The 19,392-nt window shown below is 64.1% G+C and carries 16 protein-coding genes, 2 tRNA genes and 1 pseudogene; 8 read left to right on the forward strand and 11 right to left on the reverse strand.

The annotated features are described in order from the left end of the window. Window positions 1–26 precede the first annotated feature (26 nt). Together SJ05684_RS02630 and mutY are read right to left on the reverse strand one after the other, a co-directional pair. Complete coding sequence (locus tag SJ05684_RS02630; RefSeq protein WP_034852273.1) at window positions 27–713, reverse strand: HAD family hydrolase; 687 nt, start codon at window positions 711–713, stop codon at window positions 27–29. A gap of 78 nt (window positions 714–791) precedes the next feature. Further along, window positions 792–1,880 (reverse strand): A/G-specific adenine glycosylase, encoded by a 1,089-nt coding sequence (mutY, locus tag SJ05684_RS02635; RefSeq protein WP_034852274.1) that lies wholly within the window; start codon window positions 1,878–1,880, stop codon window positions 792–794. 90 nt (window positions 1,881–1,970) lie between these two features. Here mutY and SJ05684_RS02640 point away from each other — a divergent pair, with 90 nt between their 5' ends. The 4 genes from SJ05684_RS02640 to ppdK all read left to right on the forward strand — a co-directional run bounded on the left by SJ05684_RS02640 (window position 1,971) and on the right by ppdK (window position 10,117). Continuing rightward, window positions 1,971–2,477 (forward strand): DUF721 domain-containing protein, encoded by a 507-nt coding sequence (locus tag SJ05684_RS02640; protein ID WP_034852453.1) that lies wholly within the window; start codon window positions 1,971–1,973, stop codon window positions 2,475–2,477. 219 nt (window positions 2,478–2,696) lie between these two features. After that, window positions 2,697–3,500, forward strand: a complete 804-nt coding sequence (locus SJ05684_RS02645) for a DsbA family protein (protein ID WP_034852275.1) — start codon at window positions 2,697–2,699, stop codon at window positions 3,498–3,500. A gap of 325 nt (window positions 3,501–3,825) precedes the next feature. Continuing rightward, a complete protein-coding gene (locus SJ05684_RS02655; RefSeq protein WP_034852278.1) occupies window positions 3,826–7,287 on the forward strand; it encodes a chromosome segregation SMC family protein in 3,462 nt (1,153 codons plus the stop codon). 139 nt (window positions 7,288–7,426) lie between these two features. Next, complete coding sequence (ppdK, locus tag SJ05684_RS02660) at window positions 7,427–10,117, forward strand: pyruvate, phosphate dikinase (protein WP_034852279.1); 2,691 nt, start codon at window positions 7,427–7,429, stop codon at window positions 10,115–10,117. Window positions 10,118–10,128: 11 nt separating this feature from the next. On the opposite strand, the gene SJ05684_RS02665 is transcribed toward ppdK, so the two are convergent. Together SJ05684_RS02665 and SJ05684_RS02670 are read right to left on the reverse strand one after the other, a co-directional pair. Then, entirely contained in the window at window positions 10,129–10,404 is a 276-nt protein-coding gene (locus SJ05684_RS02665; RefSeq protein ID WP_050979930.1) for a hypothetical protein, read from the reverse strand. Between the two features lie 187 nt (window positions 10,405–10,591). Then, complete coding sequence (locus SJ05684_RS02670) at window positions 10,592–10,981, reverse strand: hypothetical protein (RefSeq protein ID WP_034852280.1); 390 nt, start codon at window positions 10,979–10,981, stop codon at window positions 10,592–10,594. A 248-nt stretch (window positions 10,982–11,229) separates the two neighbouring features. On the opposite strand from SJ05684_RS02670, the gene SJ05684_RS02675 reads away from it, so the two are divergent. Next, entirely contained in the window at window positions 11,230–12,141 is a 912-nt protein-coding gene (locus SJ05684_RS02675; protein ID WP_034852282.1) for a DUF1499 domain-containing protein, read from the forward strand. A gap of 75 nt (window positions 12,142–12,216) precedes the next feature. On the opposite strand, the gene SJ05684_RS02680 is transcribed toward SJ05684_RS02675, so the two are convergent. Further along, a complete protein-coding gene (locus SJ05684_RS02680; RefSeq protein ID WP_034852285.1) occupies window positions 12,217–13,125 on the reverse strand; it encodes an MBL fold metallo-hydrolase in 909 nt (302 codons plus the stop codon). A 396-nt stretch (window positions 13,126–13,521) separates the two neighbouring features. Between SJ05684_RS02680 and SJ05684_RS02685 the strand changes: the two genes are divergently transcribed. Both SJ05684_RS02685 and SJ05684_RS30905 read left to right on the forward strand, forming a co-directional pair. Then, window positions 13,522–13,596, forward strand: a tRNA-Gln gene (locus tag SJ05684_RS02685). Between the two features lie 116 nt (window positions 13,597–13,712). Continuing rightward, window positions 13,713–13,827: pseudogene (locus SJ05684_RS30905) on the forward strand (DUF1508 domain-containing protein); the annotation flags it as partial. 113 nt (window positions 13,828–13,940) lie between these two features. Here SJ05684_RS30905 and SJ05684_RS02690 read toward each other — a convergent pair. Further along, entirely contained in the window at window positions 13,941–14,354 is a 414-nt protein-coding gene (locus tag SJ05684_RS02690) for a hypothetical protein (RefSeq protein ID WP_034852287.1), read from the reverse strand. A gap of 278 nt (window positions 14,355–14,632) precedes the next feature. On the opposite strand from SJ05684_RS02690, the gene SJ05684_RS02695 reads away from it, so the two are divergent. Next, window positions 14,633–14,709: transfer RNA gene (locus tag SJ05684_RS02695), tRNA-Pro, on the forward strand. Window positions 14,710–14,783: 74 nt separating this feature from the next. On the opposite strand, the gene SJ05684_RS02700 is transcribed toward SJ05684_RS02695, so the two are convergent. The 5 genes from SJ05684_RS02700 to cysD all read right to left on the reverse strand — a co-directional run bounded on the left by SJ05684_RS02700 (window position 14,784) and on the right by cysD (window position 19,352). After that, window positions 14,784–14,999 (reverse strand): hypothetical protein, encoded by a 216-nt coding sequence (locus SJ05684_RS02700; RefSeq protein ID WP_034852288.1) that lies wholly within the window; start codon window positions 14,997–14,999, stop codon window positions 14,784–14,786. 490 nt (window positions 15,000–15,489) lie between these two features. Further along, window positions 15,490–15,726 carry a 30S ribosomal protein S21 gene (gene rpsU / locus SJ05684_RS02705; protein ID WP_034852456.1) on the reverse strand — a complete coding sequence of 79 codons (237 nt, stop codon included), beginning with the start codon at window positions 15,724–15,726 and terminating at the stop codon, window positions 15,490–15,492. A 516-nt stretch (window positions 15,727–16,242) separates the two neighbouring features. Continuing rightward, window positions 16,243–16,452, reverse strand: a complete 210-nt coding sequence (locus SJ05684_RS02715) for a cold-shock protein (protein WP_034852459.1) — start codon at window positions 16,450–16,452, stop codon at window positions 16,243–16,245. A 450-nt stretch (window positions 16,453–16,902) separates the two neighbouring features. Beyond that, entirely contained in the window at window positions 16,903–18,399 is a 1,497-nt protein-coding gene (cysN, locus tag SJ05684_RS02720; protein WP_034852290.1) for a sulfate adenylyltransferase subunit CysN, read from the reverse strand. Next, window positions 18,399–19,352: a sulfate adenylyltransferase subunit CysD gene (cysD, locus tag SJ05684_RS02725; protein ID WP_034852292.1), complete on the reverse strand. Its 954-nt coding sequence runs from the start codon at window positions 19,350–19,352 to the stop codon at window positions 18,399–18,401. The genes cysN and cysD overlap by 1 nt, the downstream gene beginning before the upstream one ends. Between the last annotated feature and the right edge of the window lie 40 nt (window positions 19,353–19,392).

The raw sequence follows: 19,392 nt of genomic DNA on the forward strand, positions 1-19,392 counted from the left end.
GAACCGATTGCGGCGCTTTTATGAATTCACCGGGGCTGATCGGCGGCGGAACCCTGCGGTGAAGCCGTTGCCGCTGCCACACCGGGAATGTCGCCCACCGGCAGCAGGCCGTAAGCCGCGAGGTCGGCTCTGAGCTTCTGCGCACCGGCAAAATGAACCGCTTGCCAGCCGGCGGCGCGGGCGCCCTCGACATTGGGCATGCTGTCGTCGATGAAGATCGTCGCGGCCGGATCGAGGCCGAAGGTACGCGCATGGGTCCTGTAGATCTCGATATCCGGCTTGATCAGGCCGACATCGCCGGAAACCGTGACGCCGCGCGGCAGTGTCAGGAACGGAAAGCGCTTCTGGGCTTCGCGAAATGTATCCGAGGCGAAATTGGTGAGCATCGTCACGTCACGTCCTTCGGCAACCAGGCTTTCCAGAAGCGCGACCGTCCCGGTATAGGCATGCGGCACCATCTCGTGCCAATGCCGCCGAAAGGCGCGGATATGCTCTTCCCGTTCGGGATGAGTCTGCATCAGCAGTGTCTCGGCCTCTTCCCAGGAGCGCCCGCGGTCTTGCTCGACATTCCAGTCGTGGGTGCAGACATTGGCGAAAAACCAGTTGCGCTCCGCCTCGTCGGGGATGAGGCGAAGATAGGGAATCTGCGGATCGTAGTGGATCAGCACTTTCCCGATGTCGAAGACGATGTGGCGGATTTCGACGCTGCTCATGGGAAATTCCTGACGGGTATGAAGGTTGAAGGACGGGCGAGGCCCCTTTGCGATACATGATCAGCTGGGGATCTTTGGTCAGCCGGGCTTGAAAGCGTGTGGTATAGCCTGCGCGATTGCTTTTTTCATGACGGTCGGCAGCGCCTGCATGTTTAGTGTCGCGATTGGCTCCCACCAGCCGCCGGCAGCGGGCAGTGCCTCGGCGACATTGGCGCGGTAGACGGAAAGGCGCAACTCGAAATGCGTGAAGACGTGGGCAATCGTGCCGCAGGGCTCCCAGGGCGCAGCGAAGGGCCGTGCGTCGACGGAGGTTTCGCCATCGCGGCGTGCGCTCCAGTCCGTGCCGGGAACCTCCGTCATGCCACCGAGCAGACCGGTGTCCGGCCGCTTGCGCAGATAGACGGCATCTGCGTTGTCGATGGCCACGAACGCGGCACCGAGGCGCACCGGCTTCTCCTTCTTCGCCGCCTTGATCGGAAATGTCTCCGGATCCGCCGAGTGTAGCGCCATGCACTTCATGTGGAAGGGACAAAGTGTGCAGGCCGGTCGCTTCGGCGTGCAGATCGTGGCGCCGAGATCCATCATTGCCTGCGCGAAGTCGCCCGGCCGGTCGGCAGGTGTCAGTCGGGATACGAGTTGCCGCATTCCGGCCTTGGCCGCGGGAAGCGGCGTTTCGACCGCGTAAAGCCGTGAAATTACGCGTTCGACATTGCCGTCGAGCACGGCACTCCTGCGATTGAAGGCGATCGCCGCGATTGCCGCGGCCGTATAGGCACCGACACCGGGAAGCGCCTTCAGGCCTTCCTCCGTATCCGGGAAGCGGCCGCCATGCTCGCGCGCCACCGCCTCCGCGCATTTCCTGAGGTTGCGCGCGCGGGCATAGTAGCCGAGCCCCGCCCAGGCCTTCATCACATCCTCGCTGTCGGCGGCCGCGAGATCCTCGACAGTCGGCCAGAGCCTCAGAAACTTGTCGAAATAGGCCTTGACGGCCTGAACGGTGGTCTGCTGCAGCATCACCTCGGACAGCCAGACGTGATAGGGATCCGCGACGACGCCTTGCCGCGCCATGGGCGGCGAGACCCGCCAGGGCAGGTCGCGGTGGTGGCGATCATACCAGGTGAGGAGAAGAGCGGCGGCGTCTTCCGCCGTCAGGGTTTCGCACGTCATTTGCCGGGGAGTCCTTTTCCGGCCTATACTTGGCCGATGCTTGCCCGGGCTTCAAGGCTCGGTCCGAATTGCAAACAGAAAGTCGCGTCCGTGCGTCAAGAAAAGCCCCGCAAGGGTGTGGTCCAGATCAGCGAAGTTGCCAACGGGCTGATCGATCCGGTGCTCGCCAAGCGTGCCGGCATCAACACCATGCTGCTCGGCTCCTGGGACGAAATCGCCGGCGCGGACTTTGCCGACTGCACTCGGCCGGAAAAGATCGCCTGGCCGCGACGGGCCTCGGAATTCGGCGCCGATGGCGGCTACCAGCCGGGCGTGCTCACCGTCGCCTGCGAAGGCGCGCGGGCGCTCTTTCTCACCCACGCGCAAGGCGAGCTGATCCAGCGGATCAACGGTTTCTTCGGTTTTCACGCGATCGGCCAATTGCGGATCGTGCAGAAGCCGGTTGCCGCGCCACCAAAGCGCCGCGGGCCGCCGCGGCCGCTTACGGGTGAGCCCGCCCGCCGGCTCGAATCCATGATCGATGGCATCGAGAGCGAGACGCTGAAGGCGGCGCTGACGCGGCTCGGTACCGCCGTGCTGTCGTCACGGCGGAAATGACCGATCATCGACAGCGACGCCTGATGAAGCGCGCAACCGTCGCTGGAGTACTTCGACTTGCTACACGTCTGTGTCCTCAAATCGAAGTCGACTTAGGGAGTCATAGGGTAGGGGTCACAATTCTTTGAACTCAGTTGAGACACCACCCCTTGCCGCCATTGATCGGGCAAGTTATCGAAATCGCATTCAAATTTCCCTCAAAGAAAACGGGTCCTCTCCATGTCCGCTTCCGAAACGAGCCTGTCGAAACGCCTGCTGAGTGGCGTCGCCATTGCGGCGATCGCCCTGGTCATCGCCGCCTGCAGCGACGAGAAGAAGGAGGCAGCTTCCACCGCGCCGGCTGAAACGACGACAAGTGCAACCACGGCATCAACGCCTGAGACGCCTGCCGCCTCGAGCGAGGCGAAGCCCGCGGGCACCGAAGTGGCGCAGGCGTCCACGCCCGCGGCCAAGGTCGAACTGCCGAAGCCGGAAGGCAGTGTCGACGTGCAGAAGCTGATGGAGCCGGGCCCACTGCCGGAAATGGCTCTGGGCGACGCCGACGCGCCGGTGACGATCGTCGAATACATGTCGATGACGTGCCCGCACTGCGCCGCGTTCCACAACAACACCTTCGAGACCATCAAGTCGAAATATATCGACACCGGCAAGGTGCGATTCATCGTCCGCGAGTTCCCGTTCGACCCGCGCGCGGCAGCCGCCTTCATGCTGGCGCGCTGCGCGCCCGAAGGACAGTATTTCCCGATGATCACCATGCTGTTCAAACAGCAACGGCAGTGGGCGGCTGCGGAGAACGGGCGCGATGCACTGCTTCAAATGTCGAAACTCGCCGGTTTTACACAGGAGAGCTTCGAGGCCTGCTTGACGAACCAGAAGCTTCTGGATGATGTGAACGCAGTGATGCAGCGCGGTGCCAAGGAATTCGGCGTACAGTCGACGCCGACCTTCTTCGTCAATGGAGAGCACTATTCGGGGGACATGTCGGTTGACGTTATGTCGGCCCTCATCGACAGTAAGCTCTGATCCTTCGCTTTTCCTGACAACGGGCGACGGCCGCAGCCGTGCGCCCGCTTTTGTAGTTGGCGGGATCAACCTCCTCCGCCCTGCCGGGCATCTCCCCACAAGGGGGAGAGCCGCTGGGAGCAAGGCCCCCCGCAATGCTCAGGCCGCAGACGCCGGCGCCGCAGCATCTGCGGATCGAGGCGAATACCTGGTGGTGCGGGGCCTTGCCGCTTGCCACTCTCCCCCCTTGCAAGGGAGATGCCCGGCAGGGCAGAGGGGGGTACTCCGCCGCGGGCGATGAGCTGGACGGAGGGGGGTATGCGCCAATCGCCCCGGCGTCCCGCCCATGAAGTTCACCAAGCTTCGCCTGCTCGGCTTTAAATCCTTCGTCGAACCGACGGAATTCATCATCGAGCGGGGCTTGACCGGCGTCGTCGGTCCGAATGGCTGCGGCAAGTCGAATCTCGTCGAGGCGCTGCGCTGGGTCATGGGGGAGAACTCCTACAAGAACATGCGCGCCTCCGGCATGGACGACGTGATCTTTTCCGGGTCGGGCAGCCGCCCGGCGCGCAACACGGCGGAGGTGGGCCTTTACCTCGACAATGGCGACCGCACCGCCCCGGCGGCCTTCAACGACAGCGACGAAATCCAGGTGACGCGCCGTATCGAGCGCGAGCAGGGCTCGGTCTACCGCATCAATGGCAAGGAGGCGCGCGCCAAGGACGTGCAATTGCTCTTCGCCGACGCCTCGACCGGGGCCCGCTCGCCATCGATGGTCGGGCAGGGCCGGATCGGCGAACTGATCGCCGCCAAGCCGCAGGCGCGTCGGCAATTGCTTGAAGAGGCGGCTGGGATTTCCGGCCTGCATTCGCGCCGCCACGAGGCGGAACTCAGACTGAAGGCGGCGGAAACCAACCTGGAACGGCTCGACGACGTCACCTCGCAGCTTGAAAGCCAGATCGAGAGCCTGAAGCGTCAGTCGCGCCAGGCCAACCGCTTCAAGATGCTGTCGGCGGAAATCCGCCGCCATGAGGCGATCCTTTTCCATATCCGCTGGGTGCAGGCGAAGGAAGCCGAGGCCGAGGCTACGAGCCAGCTGAACCAGGCCACCGCGCTCGTCGCCGAGAAGGCGCAGGCGCAGATGACGGCCGCCAAAGACCAGGCGATCGCAAGCCTCAAGCTGCCGGAACTGCGCGAGAACGAGGCGAAGCTCGCGGCGGCACTTCAGCGCCTGCAGATTGCCCGCGCTCAACTCGAGGAAGATGCGGGCCGCATCCTGCGCCGTCGCGACGAATTGCAGCGGCGGTTGGCGCAGCTTGCGGAAGACATCGCCCGCGAGGAGCGTCTCATCGCCGACAACGCCGGCATCCTGACCCGCCTCGACGAGGAGGAGGCAGAACTGAGGGATGTCCTGGCGGAGGCGGATGACCGCGCCGTTGAGGCCCGCGAGAGGCTCGAGGCGGCAAACGAGACGCTTGTCGAAAGCGAAGCCGATCTCGCTCGGCTGACGGCCGAGCGCGCCGAGGCGCAGGCCGCGCGAAACCACATCGAGCGGACGCTGCGGGATCTGTCGGAGCGGCAGACACGCCTTGGCCGCCAGCTCTCCGATCAGGCCCGAGACCTCGATGAAATCGACCGCCAGATGGCCGCACTTCCGGACCCGCACGAGAAACGGGGACAGGTCGAGGTCGCGGAGGCGGCCCTGGAAGAGGCCGAAGCGACGGCCATAGCCGTCGAAGAGGGGCTTGCCGAGGCGCGCGGTAGCGAAGCCGCTGCCCGCCTGCCGGTCGACCAGGCGCGTGCACGGCTGAACGGCATCGAGACCGAGGCGCGCACGATCCTGCGGATGCTGGAGGCCGCGGGCGCCAGCACCTATCCGGCCGTGGTCGAGGAGATGAAGGTCGACAGGGGCTTTGAGACGGCGCTTGGCGCAGCGCTCGGCGACGACCTCGATTCACCCTTGGTTCACACTGCGCCCTCCCATTGGCGCATGCCCGGCGATCATGCCTCTGATCCCGCTCTGCCGGATGGCGTTCCGGCATTGATGAATTACGTTCACGCGCCGGAGACGCTCGACCGGAGGCTACGCCAGATCGGTATCGTTGAGGACGAGGTCGAGGCGGAACGCTTGCTGCCGCTCCTCAGGGCCGGCCAGCGGCTGGTGACGAAACAAGGTGCGGTTTGGCGTTGGGATGGCCACGTCACCGGCTCCGAGGCGCCAAGTGCCGCGGCGTTGCGGCTTGCGCAGAAGAATCGCCTGGCGGAGCTCGAGGGCGAAGCGGAAGATGCTGCCGAGGCGCTGCGGCAAGCGGAGACGGAGCTTGCCGCCGCCGGACAGCGCATCCGCGCCGAGGACGAGCGGCTGCGGCTTTCGCGCGATGCGCAGCGCATGATGGCCCGGCAATTGGGCGAGGCGCGCGATGCACTCGCCGCCGCCGAGCGCGCCTCCGGCGATCTCGCCCGCCGTCGCGCGGTACTCGCCGAAACCAAGCTGCAGCTGGAGGTGCAGATCGAGGAAGTAGCCGAGCAGGTCGAAGCGGCGAAGGAAACCCTTGCCGAGGCGCCCGACCTTTCCGAGCTCGACCTCCGATTGCGCACCCGGATGGCCGAGGTCGCCGCAGATCGCGCCGCCGTTGCGGAGGCGCGGGCGGCCCATGACGGACTCGCCCGCGAAAACGAGGCACGGACGCGGCGGCTTGCCGCGATCGCTGGAGAGCGCGAGACTTGGCGGGCGAGGGCCGCGAGCGCCGACGAGCACATTGCTACGCTGCGCGAACGCGAAGCGGAGGCGCGCGAAGAGGTTGAGGAGCTCGTCGACGCCCCCGACGAGTTCGAAGACAAGCGCCGCGCTCTGATGAACGAATTGCAGAAGGCCGAGACGGCGCGGCGCCAGGCGGCCGATATTCTCGCCGAGGCGGAGAGCCGCCAGCGCGAGGCCGACCGCATCGCCGCGACCGCGCTCTCGGAGCTGGCCGAAGCGCGCGAGAAGCGCGGCCGGGCCGAAGAGCGGCTCGTCTCGGCACGCGAACGGCGCGTCGAGATCGAGGCCCGCATCCTGGAGGCGCTATCCTGCGCTCCGCACGAGGTCCTGCGCCTGACGGGCCTTGCGGCAGACGAGATGCTGCCGGACATGCGCGCGGTCGAGCGGGAACTCGAGCGGCTGAAGATCGAGCGCGAGCGGCTCGGCGCCGTCAACCTGCGGGCCGACGAGGAACAGAAGGAGCTCGCCGAGCGGCTGGCGGCGCTGCTCAAGGAGCGGGACGACGTCATCGAGGCGATCCGGAAGCTCCGAAGCGCCATCCAGAACCTCAATCGCGAGGGCCGCGAACGGCTGATCGCCGCTTTCGACGTGGTCAATGCGCAGTTCCAGCGGCTCTTCACCCATCTCTTCGGCGGCGGTACGGCCGAGCTGCAACTGATCGAGAGCGACGATCCGCTGGAGGCGGGCCTTGAGATCCTCGCCCGCCCGCCGGGCAAGAAGCCGCAGACGATGACGCTGCTTTCCGGCGGTGAACAGGCCCTGACCGCGATGGCGCTGATTTTCGCCGTCTTCCTTACCAATCCGGCGCCGATCTGCGTGCTGGACGAGGTGGATGCGCCGCTCGACGACCACAATGTCGAGCGCTATTGCAACCTGATGGACGAGATGGCCGCCTCGACCGAGACGCGCTTCGTTATCATCACCCACAATCCCATTACCATGGCGCGCATGAACCGCCTGTTCGGCGTCACCATGGCGGAGCAGGGTGTGTCCCAGCTCGTCTCGGTCGACCTCCCGACGGCCGAACGCATGCGCGAAGCAGTCTGACAGGTCCTCCTTCCAGTTTCGGGGGCAGGTCCCACCGCAATTTTGATGCACCGCAGCAAAAAACTTGGCCGAGTGCATTTTCAGCCCGAAACATATACTGTAAATCGTCATCAGAGCTGCTTCTGGGTGGAGAACAGGCATGACGAAGTGGGTTTACACCTTCGGTGGCGGAAAGGCCGAAGGCCATGCCGGAGACCGCGACAGGCTTGGCGGTAAGGGCGCCAACCTGGCGGAGATGTGCAATCTCGGCCTTCCCGTCCCGCCGGGGCTCACCATCATCACCGATGCCTGCAACAGCTATCTGGCAAACGGCCGAACCATGCCCGAGGGCTTGCGCGACCAGGTGCGCGAGGGCATCTCCCGGATGGAGGAAGTCACCGGCCGCCTGTTCGGCGATACGACCCGCCCCTTGCTTCTTTCCGTCCGTTCGGGGGCGCGCGCCTCCATGCCCGGCATGATGGACACGGTCCTCAATCTCGGGCTCAACGATCAGTCGGTGCATGCGCTTGGCCACGATGCCGGCGATGCGCGCTTCGCCTGGGACAGTTACCGCCGCTTCATCCAGATGTATGGCGATGTCGTCCTGGGCGTCGACCACGACGTCTTCGAGGAAATCCTGGAAGAAGAGAAGGCGCGTCTCGGGCACGAGCAGGATACGGAGCTCTCCGCCGTCGAATGGCAGCACGTGATTGCCCGCTACAAGGAAGCGGTCGAGGAGGTGCTCGGCGCGCCCTTTCCGCAGGACCCGGAGGTTCAGCTCTGGGGCGCGATCGGCGCGGTCTTCTCGAGCTGGATGAACCCGCGCGCGATCACCTACCGCCATCTCCACGGCATCCCTTCGAGTTGGGGCACAGCGGTGAATATTCAGGCGATGGTCTTCGGCAATCTCGGCAATTCGTCGGCGACCGGCGTCGCCTTCACGCGAAATCCCTCGACCGGCGAGAAGGAGCTCTACGGCGAATTCCTCGTCAATGCCCAGGGCGAGGACGTCGTTGCGGGCATTCGCACGCCGCAAAACATCACCGAGCCGGCGCGCATCGCTTCCGGCTCCGACCGGCCGTCGCTTGAGAAGCTGATGCCCGAGGCCTTCGCCGAGTTCGAGCAGATCTGCACCGCGCTCGAGCGGCATTACCGCGACATGCAGGATCTGGAGTTCACCATCGAGCGTAGCAAGCTCTGGATGCTGCAGACTCGCTCCGGCAAGCGGACGGCCAAGGCGGCGCTGAAGATCGCCGTCGACATGGCGGAAGAGGGGTTGATTTCGAAGGAGGTGGCGGTGACGCGCATCGATCCCGCCTCGCTCGACCAGCTTCTGCACCCGACCATCGATCCGCATGCGCGCCGCGACGTTATCGGATCCGGCCTGCCGGCCTCGCCAGGTGCGGCGACCGGCGAGATCGTCTTCAACTCGGAGGAGGCGGTCCAGGCGGTCAAGGAAGGCCGCAAGGTCATCCTGGTGCGCGTCGAGACGAGTCCGGAGGACATCCACGGCATGCACGCGGCTGAAGGCATCCTGACGACGCGCGGCGGCATGACGAGCCACGCGGCGGTCGTCGCGCGCGGCATGGGCACCCCTTGCGTCTCCGGCGCCGGCAGCATCCGTGTCGACTACCGCAGCGAGACGCTGATCGCGGCGAGCGTGATGCTGAAGAAGGGCGATGTCATCACCGTCGACGGATCGTCCGGTCAGGTGCTGAAGGGCGAAATCCCGATGCTCCAGCCGGAATTGTCGGGCGATTTCGGCAAGATCATGGAATGGGCCGACCAAAGCCGCCGGATGACGGTGCGCACCAATGCGGAGACGCCGGCCGACGCACGCGCCGCCCGCTCCTTCGGCGCCGAAGGCATCGGCCTCTGCCGCACCGAACACATGTTCTTCGAGGACGACCGCATCAATGTGATGCGCGAGATGATCCTCGCCGAGGACGAGGACGGCCGGCGCGCGGCGCTCGCAAAACTGCTGCCGATGCAGCGCTCCGACTTCGCCGAACTCTTCTCGATCATGCACGGACTGCCGGTGACGATCCGCCTGCTCGACCCGCCGCTGCACGAGTTCCTGCCGAAGACGGACGCGGAAATCGACGAGGTCGCAAACGTTCTGTCGCTCGATCCCGCGCATTTGCGCCAGCGCGTCGAAGCGCTGCATGAATTCAACCCAATGCTCGGTCACCGCGGTTGCCGCCTTGCGATCTCCCATCCGGAGATCGCCGAAATGCAGGCCCGCGCCATCTTTGAAGCCGCGGTCGAGGCCGGCCGGCAGACGGGCGCGCCGGTCGTCCCCGAGATCATGGTGCCGCTTGTCGGGCTGCGCACCGAGCTCGATTACGTCAAGGATCGGATCGACGCCATCGCCAAGGAGGTGATCGGCGAGGCGGGCATGAAGATAGACTATCTGGTCGGCACGATGATCGAGTTGCCGCGAGCGGCACTCAGCGCCGCTACGATCGCCGAGTCGGCGGACTTCTTTTCCTTCGGCACCAACGACTTGACGCAGACCACTTTTGGTATCTCGCGCGACGATGCGGCCATGTTCCTCGCCACCTACCAGCAGAAAGGCATTATCGAGCAGGATCCGTTCGTATCGCTCGACTTCGAGGGCGTCGGCGAGTTGATAAAGATCGCCGCGGAGCGCGGCCGCCGGACCAAGAACGGTCTGAAGCTCGGCATCTGCGGCGAGCACGGCGGCGATCCCGCCTCGATCCGCTTCTGCGAAGAGACCGGCCTTGACTACGTCTCCTGCTCCCCCTTCCGCGTGCCGATCGCGCGGCTGGCCGCGGCACAGGCGGCAATCAACGGCAATGGTCAGGTGGAGGCGATGGCCGCGAGTTGACGGCTGTCGGATTACGGGTTCTGCCTGACGATCACCCGCCGCTCGACGACGACCGGGCGGTCCCAGCCCCAGAGCATTGCATCGCTTCTATAACGGAAGGCGCGCGCTTCGGCGCGGCGGTCGAGCTCGATGCGCTGCAGGCAGGCGGCAAAGGCATCCGTGCCGCGGCGGAAGCCGTAGGAATCGCAGGTGCGTTCGTCACGCGCCCGCCGCTCTTCGGGAGTGACTGTCTGGCAGGCGGCAAGCAGGAGGCCCGCGGCGGCAAGCCTAAGCGCCCTTGTCATCATAGTCGTCGTCTCCGCCGACAGTGCGGCCGGCCAATCTCGCGTCTACCCTACCAGACAGGGAACGCCGACCCACTGCCCGCTGTCGAACAGGAGCGCCGTCTTCGCGCGGGCCACGGAGTCCGCCGGGGCGCGTTCAATCTCTGCGCCATCATGCGCCCGCGGCGCGTGAGCGGTCAATCTGCGCGAATCAAATCCGCTCGAGCACGCCGACAAAGGCTTCGGCGAAGTTCTTGAGACCGGCGGTCCGTTCCCCCGGCTGCTCCGCGCGAACCGTGCTTCCGTCCGCGTCGAGACAGACGAAAAGGATCGCCGGGGGTTTGTCTCCGTCGGCGCCGAGACGCAGGACGGCGATGCTCAGGCAATCATCGACGAGGCCCGAGGCGGGAAGCGCAAAGAGGAACTCGCCGCCAACGTCCTTGGCGACCGTGCGGACGAAACCATCGAAATCGTTCTTGTCGCCGGAGAAGCGATCAAGCGAAAGCTCGAGCTCGAGCAGCGCCATGGGAATAGCCGCTTCAGCGGTCTGGGGCGCGGCGACGGGGCGGGTGATCTCCATGCTTGTCTCCGATGCGGCCATGATGTCTCTCCGTGCATTGCCGCGCCGTTCGGCAGGCGCTGGCCGTCGCCTCCAGGTCTCGCTTCCCGGCGAAGAATGCCGCCGGTACAGAGTCTCGTAAATAACTGGTTAACGAGAATGGCGAATTTGCGGCAGTGGCACAACTACAGCGCTCACACTCCGTCAAGCGCGCGCCAAACCGGTTTCCAGTGCAACGCCCATCGGTTAAGAAGACGGGTCTGTTCCGTTGCTGGGAATGATTCCGTTTCATGGTTGTTCGCTACGAGCGTCCCTATTCCTATGCCGCCCATTGGGGGCGCCGGCTTGCCCGCATAGGTTTTCTCGTCTTCATACTTTCGCTTGCCGCGCATCGCTTCGGCCCGCTGACGACGCCGCATTTTCTCGCCCTGGCATTCGCCGCCGCCGCCTGGGCCGCCGTCAGCGTGCTGCTCGCGGCGGTCGGGCTCGCGCGCCTGTGGCAGGTGGCGGCAGTGGGCGGCAAGGCGTCCGTTTCAGCGCTCATTTATGCGGCGCTTCCGCTTGCATTCTTTGGGTATGGCGCTGCGCAGTACCTGATGCGCCCCGCGATCTATGATATCAGCACCGATACGGTGATGCCGCCGCCATGGATCGAGGCACCCCAGGCCGAGGAGAATTGGCTGAAGCGCAATCCAATCGTGACGCCCGAAGACCGGGAGGCGCAGATCGTCGCCTATCCCGGGCTCACCGGCCGGCGATACGAGGGTGCTCTCGACCGGGTGTTCCAGGGCGTACGCAAGGTGATCGACGAAACGCGCATAAGCCCCACCGCCGAGCTAGGGGTCGAAAACGCGCGGGCGGACCTCGAGGATCTGGCCGTCCGCCCGGACGCCGGCGTGGACACAAGCACGGATCCGCAAGTCATTCCGGTTCCGGCCGTGCGGCCGGCCCCACTAGGCGTGGATGGCGGCGTACCGGGGCGGCGCCCCGGCGATGTGGTGCTGCAGGGAGAGTGGCGCACTTTGGCCGTCGGCTTCCGCTTCGACGTGCTGGTCCGCCTGCGCGAGGAGGCGGAGACCACATTCGTCGACCTGCGCGTCGCCTCGCGCTATGGTCCGCACGACCTCGGCATGGGTGCCGCCTTCGCCGAGGAGTTCCTGCGCGCGCTCGATGCCGAACTCCTGGGGATTGCGGGGGATTAACAGCCTGGTGGCACCCTATTTAGCCGCTTGTTGCCCTGCCTCGGCAAAGGAATAGGCCAGCACAAGCAGAGGGCCTCACGTCAGCCGATATTCCCCATACAGCGAGGGCGGGCCTTCGGTTTCGATGCGGCCGTGCTCTATCAGGTCCTCGATATGGGCGAGCACCGAAAGTGCCGCCGCGCCGTGCAGGCGGGGATCGGTCGAAGCGTAGATCACCTTCACCATGTCCGGGATCGTCCGGTCGCCGGCGCGCAGCCGTTCGAGGACGGCGCGCTCGCGCATCTTCCTGTGCGCCTTCAACGCCCGGACGAAGGAGGCGGGTTCGGTGACGGGGCCGCCATGGCCGGGCAGGTAGAGCCCGTCCTGGCGGTCAAGCAGCTTGTTGAGCGAGACCATATAGTCGGCCATCGCACCGTCCGGCGGCGCGACGATACTCGTCGCCCACGCCATGACGTGATCTGCGGAGAAAAGGATGCCCGTGCCCTCGAGCGCGAAAGCCATGTGGTTGGCGGTGTGTCCCGGCGTAGCAACCGCGGTCAGGCTCCAGCCGTCACCCTCGACACCCGCGCCATCGGCAAGCGCGATGTCGGGCGCGAAGTCCATGTCGGAGCTTTCGGCAAAAGGATTGGTCTCACCTTCGTGCAGGGGCCGCGCCGCCCGATGGGGCCCTTCGCCGACGATAGTGGCGCCGGTCGCCTCCTTGAGCCGACGGGCGAGGGGGGAATGGTCGCGATGGGTGTGGCTGACGGCGATATGCGTCACTTCTCGGCCTTTGAGCGCCGCCATCAGCGCCTGGAAATGCGCCTCGTTCTCCGGCCCAGGATCGATCACCGCGACCGAGCCGCGGCCAACTATATAGGTATTGGTGCCGTGGAAGGTGAAGGGGCCGGGATTGTTCACGGTGATCCGCTGCACGTCGTCGGCCACCGGCACCGCCTCGCCATGGGCAGGCTTGAAATCGAGGTCGAAGTCCGGGCCCTGCATGCGTCTTGCCTCCCATTCCTGTTGGCGCGATGAAAGGTTCCCCCTCGCCCTACGCCCTAGCTCTCTCACGGCTCGCGGGGTGAGGGGACTTGAGCGGGCACGGCAACCCTTCTCCCCGCCTGCGGAGAGAGAGAGAGAGAAGTGATGGACAGGCGGATGAGGGGCAATCCGGCTCATCGCGATCACCGTTGCGTGCGACAATAGGCGAAACGGCGGCTGCAGAAAACGGGCTCCCCTCCGTTTCGTTGCAATCTGCTCTTGCTCTCGGGCGGGCATAGGGAATACGCAGCCCGCCAAGAAAAACTACGGCCAAAACAAAGTTAAGCATTGTGAGCGCGCACGAGCTTTGCTAATCAGGCGCTCGATTTGGCGCGGCAATATCGCGCCAGCCTAAGTTGGGGCGTAGCCAAGCGGTAAGGCAGCGGTTTTTGGTACCGCCATTCCCTGGTTCGAATCCAGGCGCCCCAGCCATAACTATACCGGAGATCAACAATTTGAAGCTGGCCGGAACGATGTTCCGGGGCATATTTGCGCGTCCTGCCATCATTTGCAGCTGGTCCATTTCGCGTTTCGGGCTGGAGAGGCAAATGGCCCAGAAATTCGATATCTCAAAGACCAGATCGGTGATTTCGTGTTCGCTTCAGATACAACAGTGAAGTGACGGTTGCTTCGGAAGGCTGTTCAAACAGGGCTAGTGCCCGGTAGGCTATCGCCTCGAAAGCCCAGTTGAGGCGATAGTCGAGTAGCCAGAATTCATAGGATTGCCCGCCGATGTTGACCGGCGGGCAATTGCACCTCGATCGCTGGTCGCGCCGTTACTCCGCCTTCGCGCCCCCCAGGAACTCCTCGCACCAGCTCGGGCCGCCTTCGCGCTTGCGGTCGCCGATGATGCGGATCGAGCGGATGACGTAATCGGATGAGACGGTGAGCTGGACGGAGCAGCTCAAATATTGATTGCGCGCAGCGGAGATGCGCTTGCCGCGCTTGCCGTCGGCGGTCTTTTCGTACTGAGCCGGGACCTTGCGCGTTTTGTAGCCGCCCTTCCAGCTATAGACGGTATCGCTGCCGGACTCGACATCGGACATCGGAGGGCCGAACTCGGCGAAGAAGGGGCCGGCCGATTGGCCGAGCCAGCGTTTCTCGACTGCATTTCTTGCCACGCCTGTCGTCGTCGTGCAGCCGGCAATGACCAGCGCGAGGCCGGCCGTCGTCACCAAGCGGAAATTCATGTTTCTGTCCCTTTGACCTGTTCTGAAGCTCGCGGCGCGGAAGGTCCGAATCCCCCGGGTTTCCCCGCCTTTCGCCGAGGCTCTAGCGCCAAAGCCGGCGAAAGAAAATCGGCCGGAACTCGGCGGATAAAGGAAAATCCAAAACGTTGCAGAAACGCCCTATTTTGGTCGTGCGTCGGGTTTTCCACCGGTCCGATTTTTTTGGCGAAGCGGCTTTCTTTTTTGAGTCCGCCGCTTGTGCAATCGAGAAGGCTGTTCTATAGAGGCGCCGCTGGTCACGGAGTGTAGCGCAGTCTGGTAGCGCACCACGTTCGGGACGTGGGGGTCGCAAGTTCGAATCTTGCCACTCCGACCAGCCTACTCCCGCTTGTCTTTCGGATTTCTTTGGGGTTGTGGGCTCGCGGGACGCGCGGGTGAGGACTTCCGCCGCTATCCGCCGTGGAACAGGCGTGCTGCATCCAGCAGCGAATCCTCGTCGCGGACGCCGCGCCGAAGTTCCTTCACCAGGAAGCGGGCGAGATGTTCTGTCTGCTCACCTTGCGTGGCAATCTTGTATTCGGTGCATAGTCTGCCGAAGACGGTCCGAAGCAGATCGATTTCGTCTTCCTGTAGTTCCGCCACTATGTGGCTAGACAAGGCGTCCATGTTGGCTCTTCCGACCGACAATCCTCTGTTGTGCTAATTTGGAACCGAGTCAAAGTTCCAGGTACGATGACGACTTTGGACGTCGCGCGTCGCATGCGGCACTGGTGGATGATGTCGGCAACCCGCGCGTGCTCGATTCCGGCGATCACCATCAGTTTCCGGGCAATGTGGATTAAGGGCCGCGAGCAAGGATATCACGAGCGGCCATCGAATAACAAAGTCAATCGACCTGGTCTGGTATCCCTTCGTTTCCGAATGGGATTTCACGGACCTTCCCCGTCCTCGGCATCATCCTTCGCAGGAAAAACCTCGGCCATTTGTGGCGGCTATGCTCTGGATTGGTGGCCTTGCTGCAATGCCAAGCTGAGGCAGCATGCGAATTGACGCGGCGGCGGAGGCACGCGCCGCATCGGATCCCTTAGATCAATGGTATGATGAGGATCAATGGTATGATGAGGTTCACGCTGCCTCCGGAACGCGAAATTAGGCCCTATCTAGGGCGCGCCGCCTTCCTGGGGCTCGGCAGCAGGCCTTCGCGCTGCAGCCTTTTCCGAGCAAGTTTCCGCTGCCGGCGCACGGCCTCGGCCTTCTCACGTGTCCGTTTCTCGGAAGGCTTCTCATAGCTCCTCCGGGCCCGCATTTCGCGAAAGATCCCCTCGCGCTGCATCTTCTTCTTCAATACGCGAAGGGCCTGCTCGACGTTGTTGTCTCGAACCGTAACTTGCAAAAATACCTCCATGGTTTGGCACCGGCGGGTGCCTGGCTTCAGATCGCTGAAATCTACCGTTTGATGGTTGTGGCGAGCGGCGTCAGCCACGCGCTCCTGCCGGGCCTATCGCCCCCGCCTCCCTTTGGAGCGCTGCGAGAAGACCTCTCGAAGTCTATGTCGGACTCGGCAATGCACCGCTCGAAGTTCTCGCTCTCGAAGCGAACACGGTACTGGGGTCCATTATATGATGCCGGCAGCACGGCGACAATGCGGCACGGTCCTTTATGGCTCACAAACCGGACCGGTGCCTCGTTGAGGACGATCCAGTCGCCGACCTTGTATCGATGTGTGCTCATAGGCTCTCCAGTTCGCGCAAAGGTCGAGCCAAGCTTTGGGACCGCCAAAGGTCCAAAGTCGTCCTGGTCCGCTTGAAATAAAAAAGGCCGGGAGAACCCGACCTTCCTATCGCCTCACCTGACCGGTGCCAGTACATCCGTGGTCAAAAGTCGGGAGACGACAAAATACGCCGCTCGATCAGAGGGCTCGGAGATTTTCTGCAGACGTCTTGCCCGTGCGGCGGTCCTGGGTAAGCTCGAAGCTGACCTTCTGACCTTCCTTGAGGGTAGACATGCCGGCGCGCTCGACGGCGGAGATGTGCACGAACACGTCAGCCGCGCCGTCCTCCGGCTCAATGAAGCCAAATCCCTTCGTGGCGTTGAACCACTTTACTGTTCCAGAATTCACGATGATCCCTTTCAATCGCAGGGGAAAATAAACGTCGCCCAGAGGCGATGTAGTAGACCGATCTTGTGAGGATTTTCGTGACGATGCGCCAAGCGCGGAAACAAATATCGTCGTCCAATATCGATGGAGCTTATATAGGACGGACCCCTGTTATTTACAAGAATTATTTTTCCCGCCCTTGTTAATGGCATTGTTGCCGTCGCCGCTGCGTACAGTCGCGAGGGAAATTTCTTCGTTTTCCGGTCATGCCGGGTTTCCTGCCTCGGCGCTCGCCACGCTTCGATCGCGATGATGCGGCCATGAGAGGCGGGCTCAGGATCTCCTGCCCGTCGCCGCCGAGCATGTCGCTCCTCCTTTGCAACTGATGCGGAAGGGCCGGGACGTTGTTAGCGCGAAGGGCAGGCACCAAAAAGGGGCCACGAAGGCCCCCTGTCGCTGGTGATCTGTTTGTTAATCATCGATGGCGTCGATCACCTCGATCGCCTTGGCGGCGTTGACGCGGCGGATATCGACGTCCTCGCGGCGGTTGGCGAAGATTTCCGTAGCCATCAGCTGGTCGGCGAGGTCGGCCGGCAGAGACATAATGACACGGTGTTCCTCGGCATGGATGCCGCCGATCGTCGCGCGCCTTGCGGTGATCATGCCGCCGGCCACCGTATTGTTGGTGTCCGGGTCGATCAGGATGAAGGCACCGGTCGTGCGGTTCTGCTCGTAGGTGTCGAAGATCGCCTGTTCGTCGAACGTCAGGTGCACCTTGCCGATCGCGTTCATCGGCAACTCATCGGCGTGGTTCCACTTGCCGGACTTGAGCTCGAGCTGGCTCACCGGCTGCACCTGCACCCGCTGGCGGCGGCTGCCGGATTTCAGCCAATAGCGCTTGCCCGGCTGGATACCCTCGGGCTGCAGCGCCACGAGCTGGGCGTCGAAGGCAAGCCCGGTCATCGGCTGACTGTCAATCGCGACGATCATGTCGCCGCGCGAGACGTCGACCTGCCGGTCGAGCACGAGCGTAATCGCGTCACCGGCGACGGCTGCGTTGCGCACGAGATCGAAGGTTACGATCTTGGTGACGTTGGCGACCATGCCGGACGGCAGGATGACGACCGAATCGCCGGGCTTCACCGAGCCGCCGGCCACCGTGCCCTGATAGCCGCGAAAGCTTTCGCCCGGGCGTGACACGCGCTGCACCGGCAGGCGGAAGCCGACGGTCTGGGCCGAGCGGGTCGTCGCCAGTTCCAGCACCTGGATCAGCGTCGGGCCGTCATACCAGGGCATCGAGGTGCGGCCGTCATAGACGACGTTCTCGCCCTTCAGCGCCGAAACGGGGATCGCCGTCACCTGGCGCACGCCGAGCGACAGCGCCAACTCCTTGAACTCGTGCGAGATCTGCTCGAAACGGGACCGGTCGTAGTTCGTCAGGTCGACCTTGTTGACGGCGAGCACGAACTGGCGGATGCCCATCAGCGTCGCGATCGTCGCGTGCCGGCGGGTTTGCTCGAGCAGGCCGACGCGTGCATCGACGAGCAGCACGGCGAGGTCGGCCGTCGAGGCGCCGGTCGCCATGTTGCGGGTATATTGCTCGTGGCCGGGCGTATCGGCCACGATGAAGGAGCGCTTGTCGGTCGAGAAATAGCGATAGGCGACGTCGATGGTGATGCCCTGTTCGCGCTCGGCCTGCAGCCCATCGAGCAGGAGCGCGAAATCGGGCAGGCCGAGATCGTTCTGCTTGCCGCTGGAATCGCGCTGAAGGCTTGCCGCCTGGTCTTCCTTGACCGCCTTGGTGTCCCAAAGCAGGCGGCCGATCAGCGTCGACTTGCCGTCGTCCACGCTACCGCAAGTAATGAGGCGCAGCGGCCGGGAATCGCGCGCGACTCGCGCCGGCTCCTGCGAGGGGAGGGCAACGGCGGTTTCGTCCAGGGCTGCGTTTGCTACTGCCGGTGCGGTCATCAGAAATATCCTTCGCGTTTCTTCTTTTCCATCGAGCCGGCCTGGTCGCGGTCGATCGCGCGGCCCTGGCGTTCGGAGACGGTCGCGGTTTCAAGTTCGGAAATGATGTCGTCGAGCGTCGTCGCGCTGGAGCGGATCGCGCCCGTGAGCGGGAAGCAGCCGAGCGTGCGGAAGCGGATGACCTCTTCGCGCTTGGCCTCGCCCGGAAGCAGTTCGAGGCGCGGATCCTCGGCGAGGATCATCATGCCGTCACGCTCGACGATCGGCCGCTTCTCGGCGAAATAAAGCGGCACGATCGGGATTTCTTCCGCCTGGATGTAGCGCCAGATGTCGACCTCGGTCCAGTTGGAGAGCGGAAAGGCGCGCACGCTCTCGCCCCGGCGGATCATGCCGTTATAGAGGTTCCAGAGTTCCGGGCGCTGGTTGCGAGGATCCCAGCGGTGGTCCGGTGTGCGGAAGGAATAGATGCGCTCCTTGGCGCGGCTTGCTTCCTCGTCGCGGCGCGCGCCACCAAAGGCGGCGTCATACTGGCCGGCATCGAGTGCCTGGCGTAGGGCCTCGGTCTTCATGATGTCGGTATAGAGCGCCGAACCATGCGTGAACGGCGTGATGTTCTCCGCCGCTCCGCGCGGATTCGTGTGGACGACGAGGTCGAGGTCGTACTTCTCCACCATCGCGTCGCGGAACGCGATCATCTCGCGGAACTTCCAGCCGGTGTCGACATGCAGCAGCGGGAAGGGCACGCGGCCGGGATAGAAGGCCTTGCGCGCCAGGTGCAGGAGCACGGAAGAATCCTTGCCGATCGAATAGAGCATCACCGGGCGCTCGAATTCGGCGGCGACCTCACGGAAGATGTGGATCGCTTCGTTTTCCAGCGCCTTCAGATGTGGGTCGAGCGGCGGCTTGGTGCTCTGAGGGTTGTGCAATTCCGTTTCCGGATGGGTATGGGGCATTTCGAACTCCGGGGAGGATATTTGTCTTCTTGGTGCGGTG

Origin of the sequence: Sinorhizobium sojae CCBAU 05684 (genome assembly GCF_002288525.1) — a bacterium.
Taxonomy (GTDB): domain Bacteria; phylum Pseudomonadota; class Alphaproteobacteria; order Rhizobiales; family Rhizobiaceae; genus Sinorhizobium; species Sinorhizobium sojae.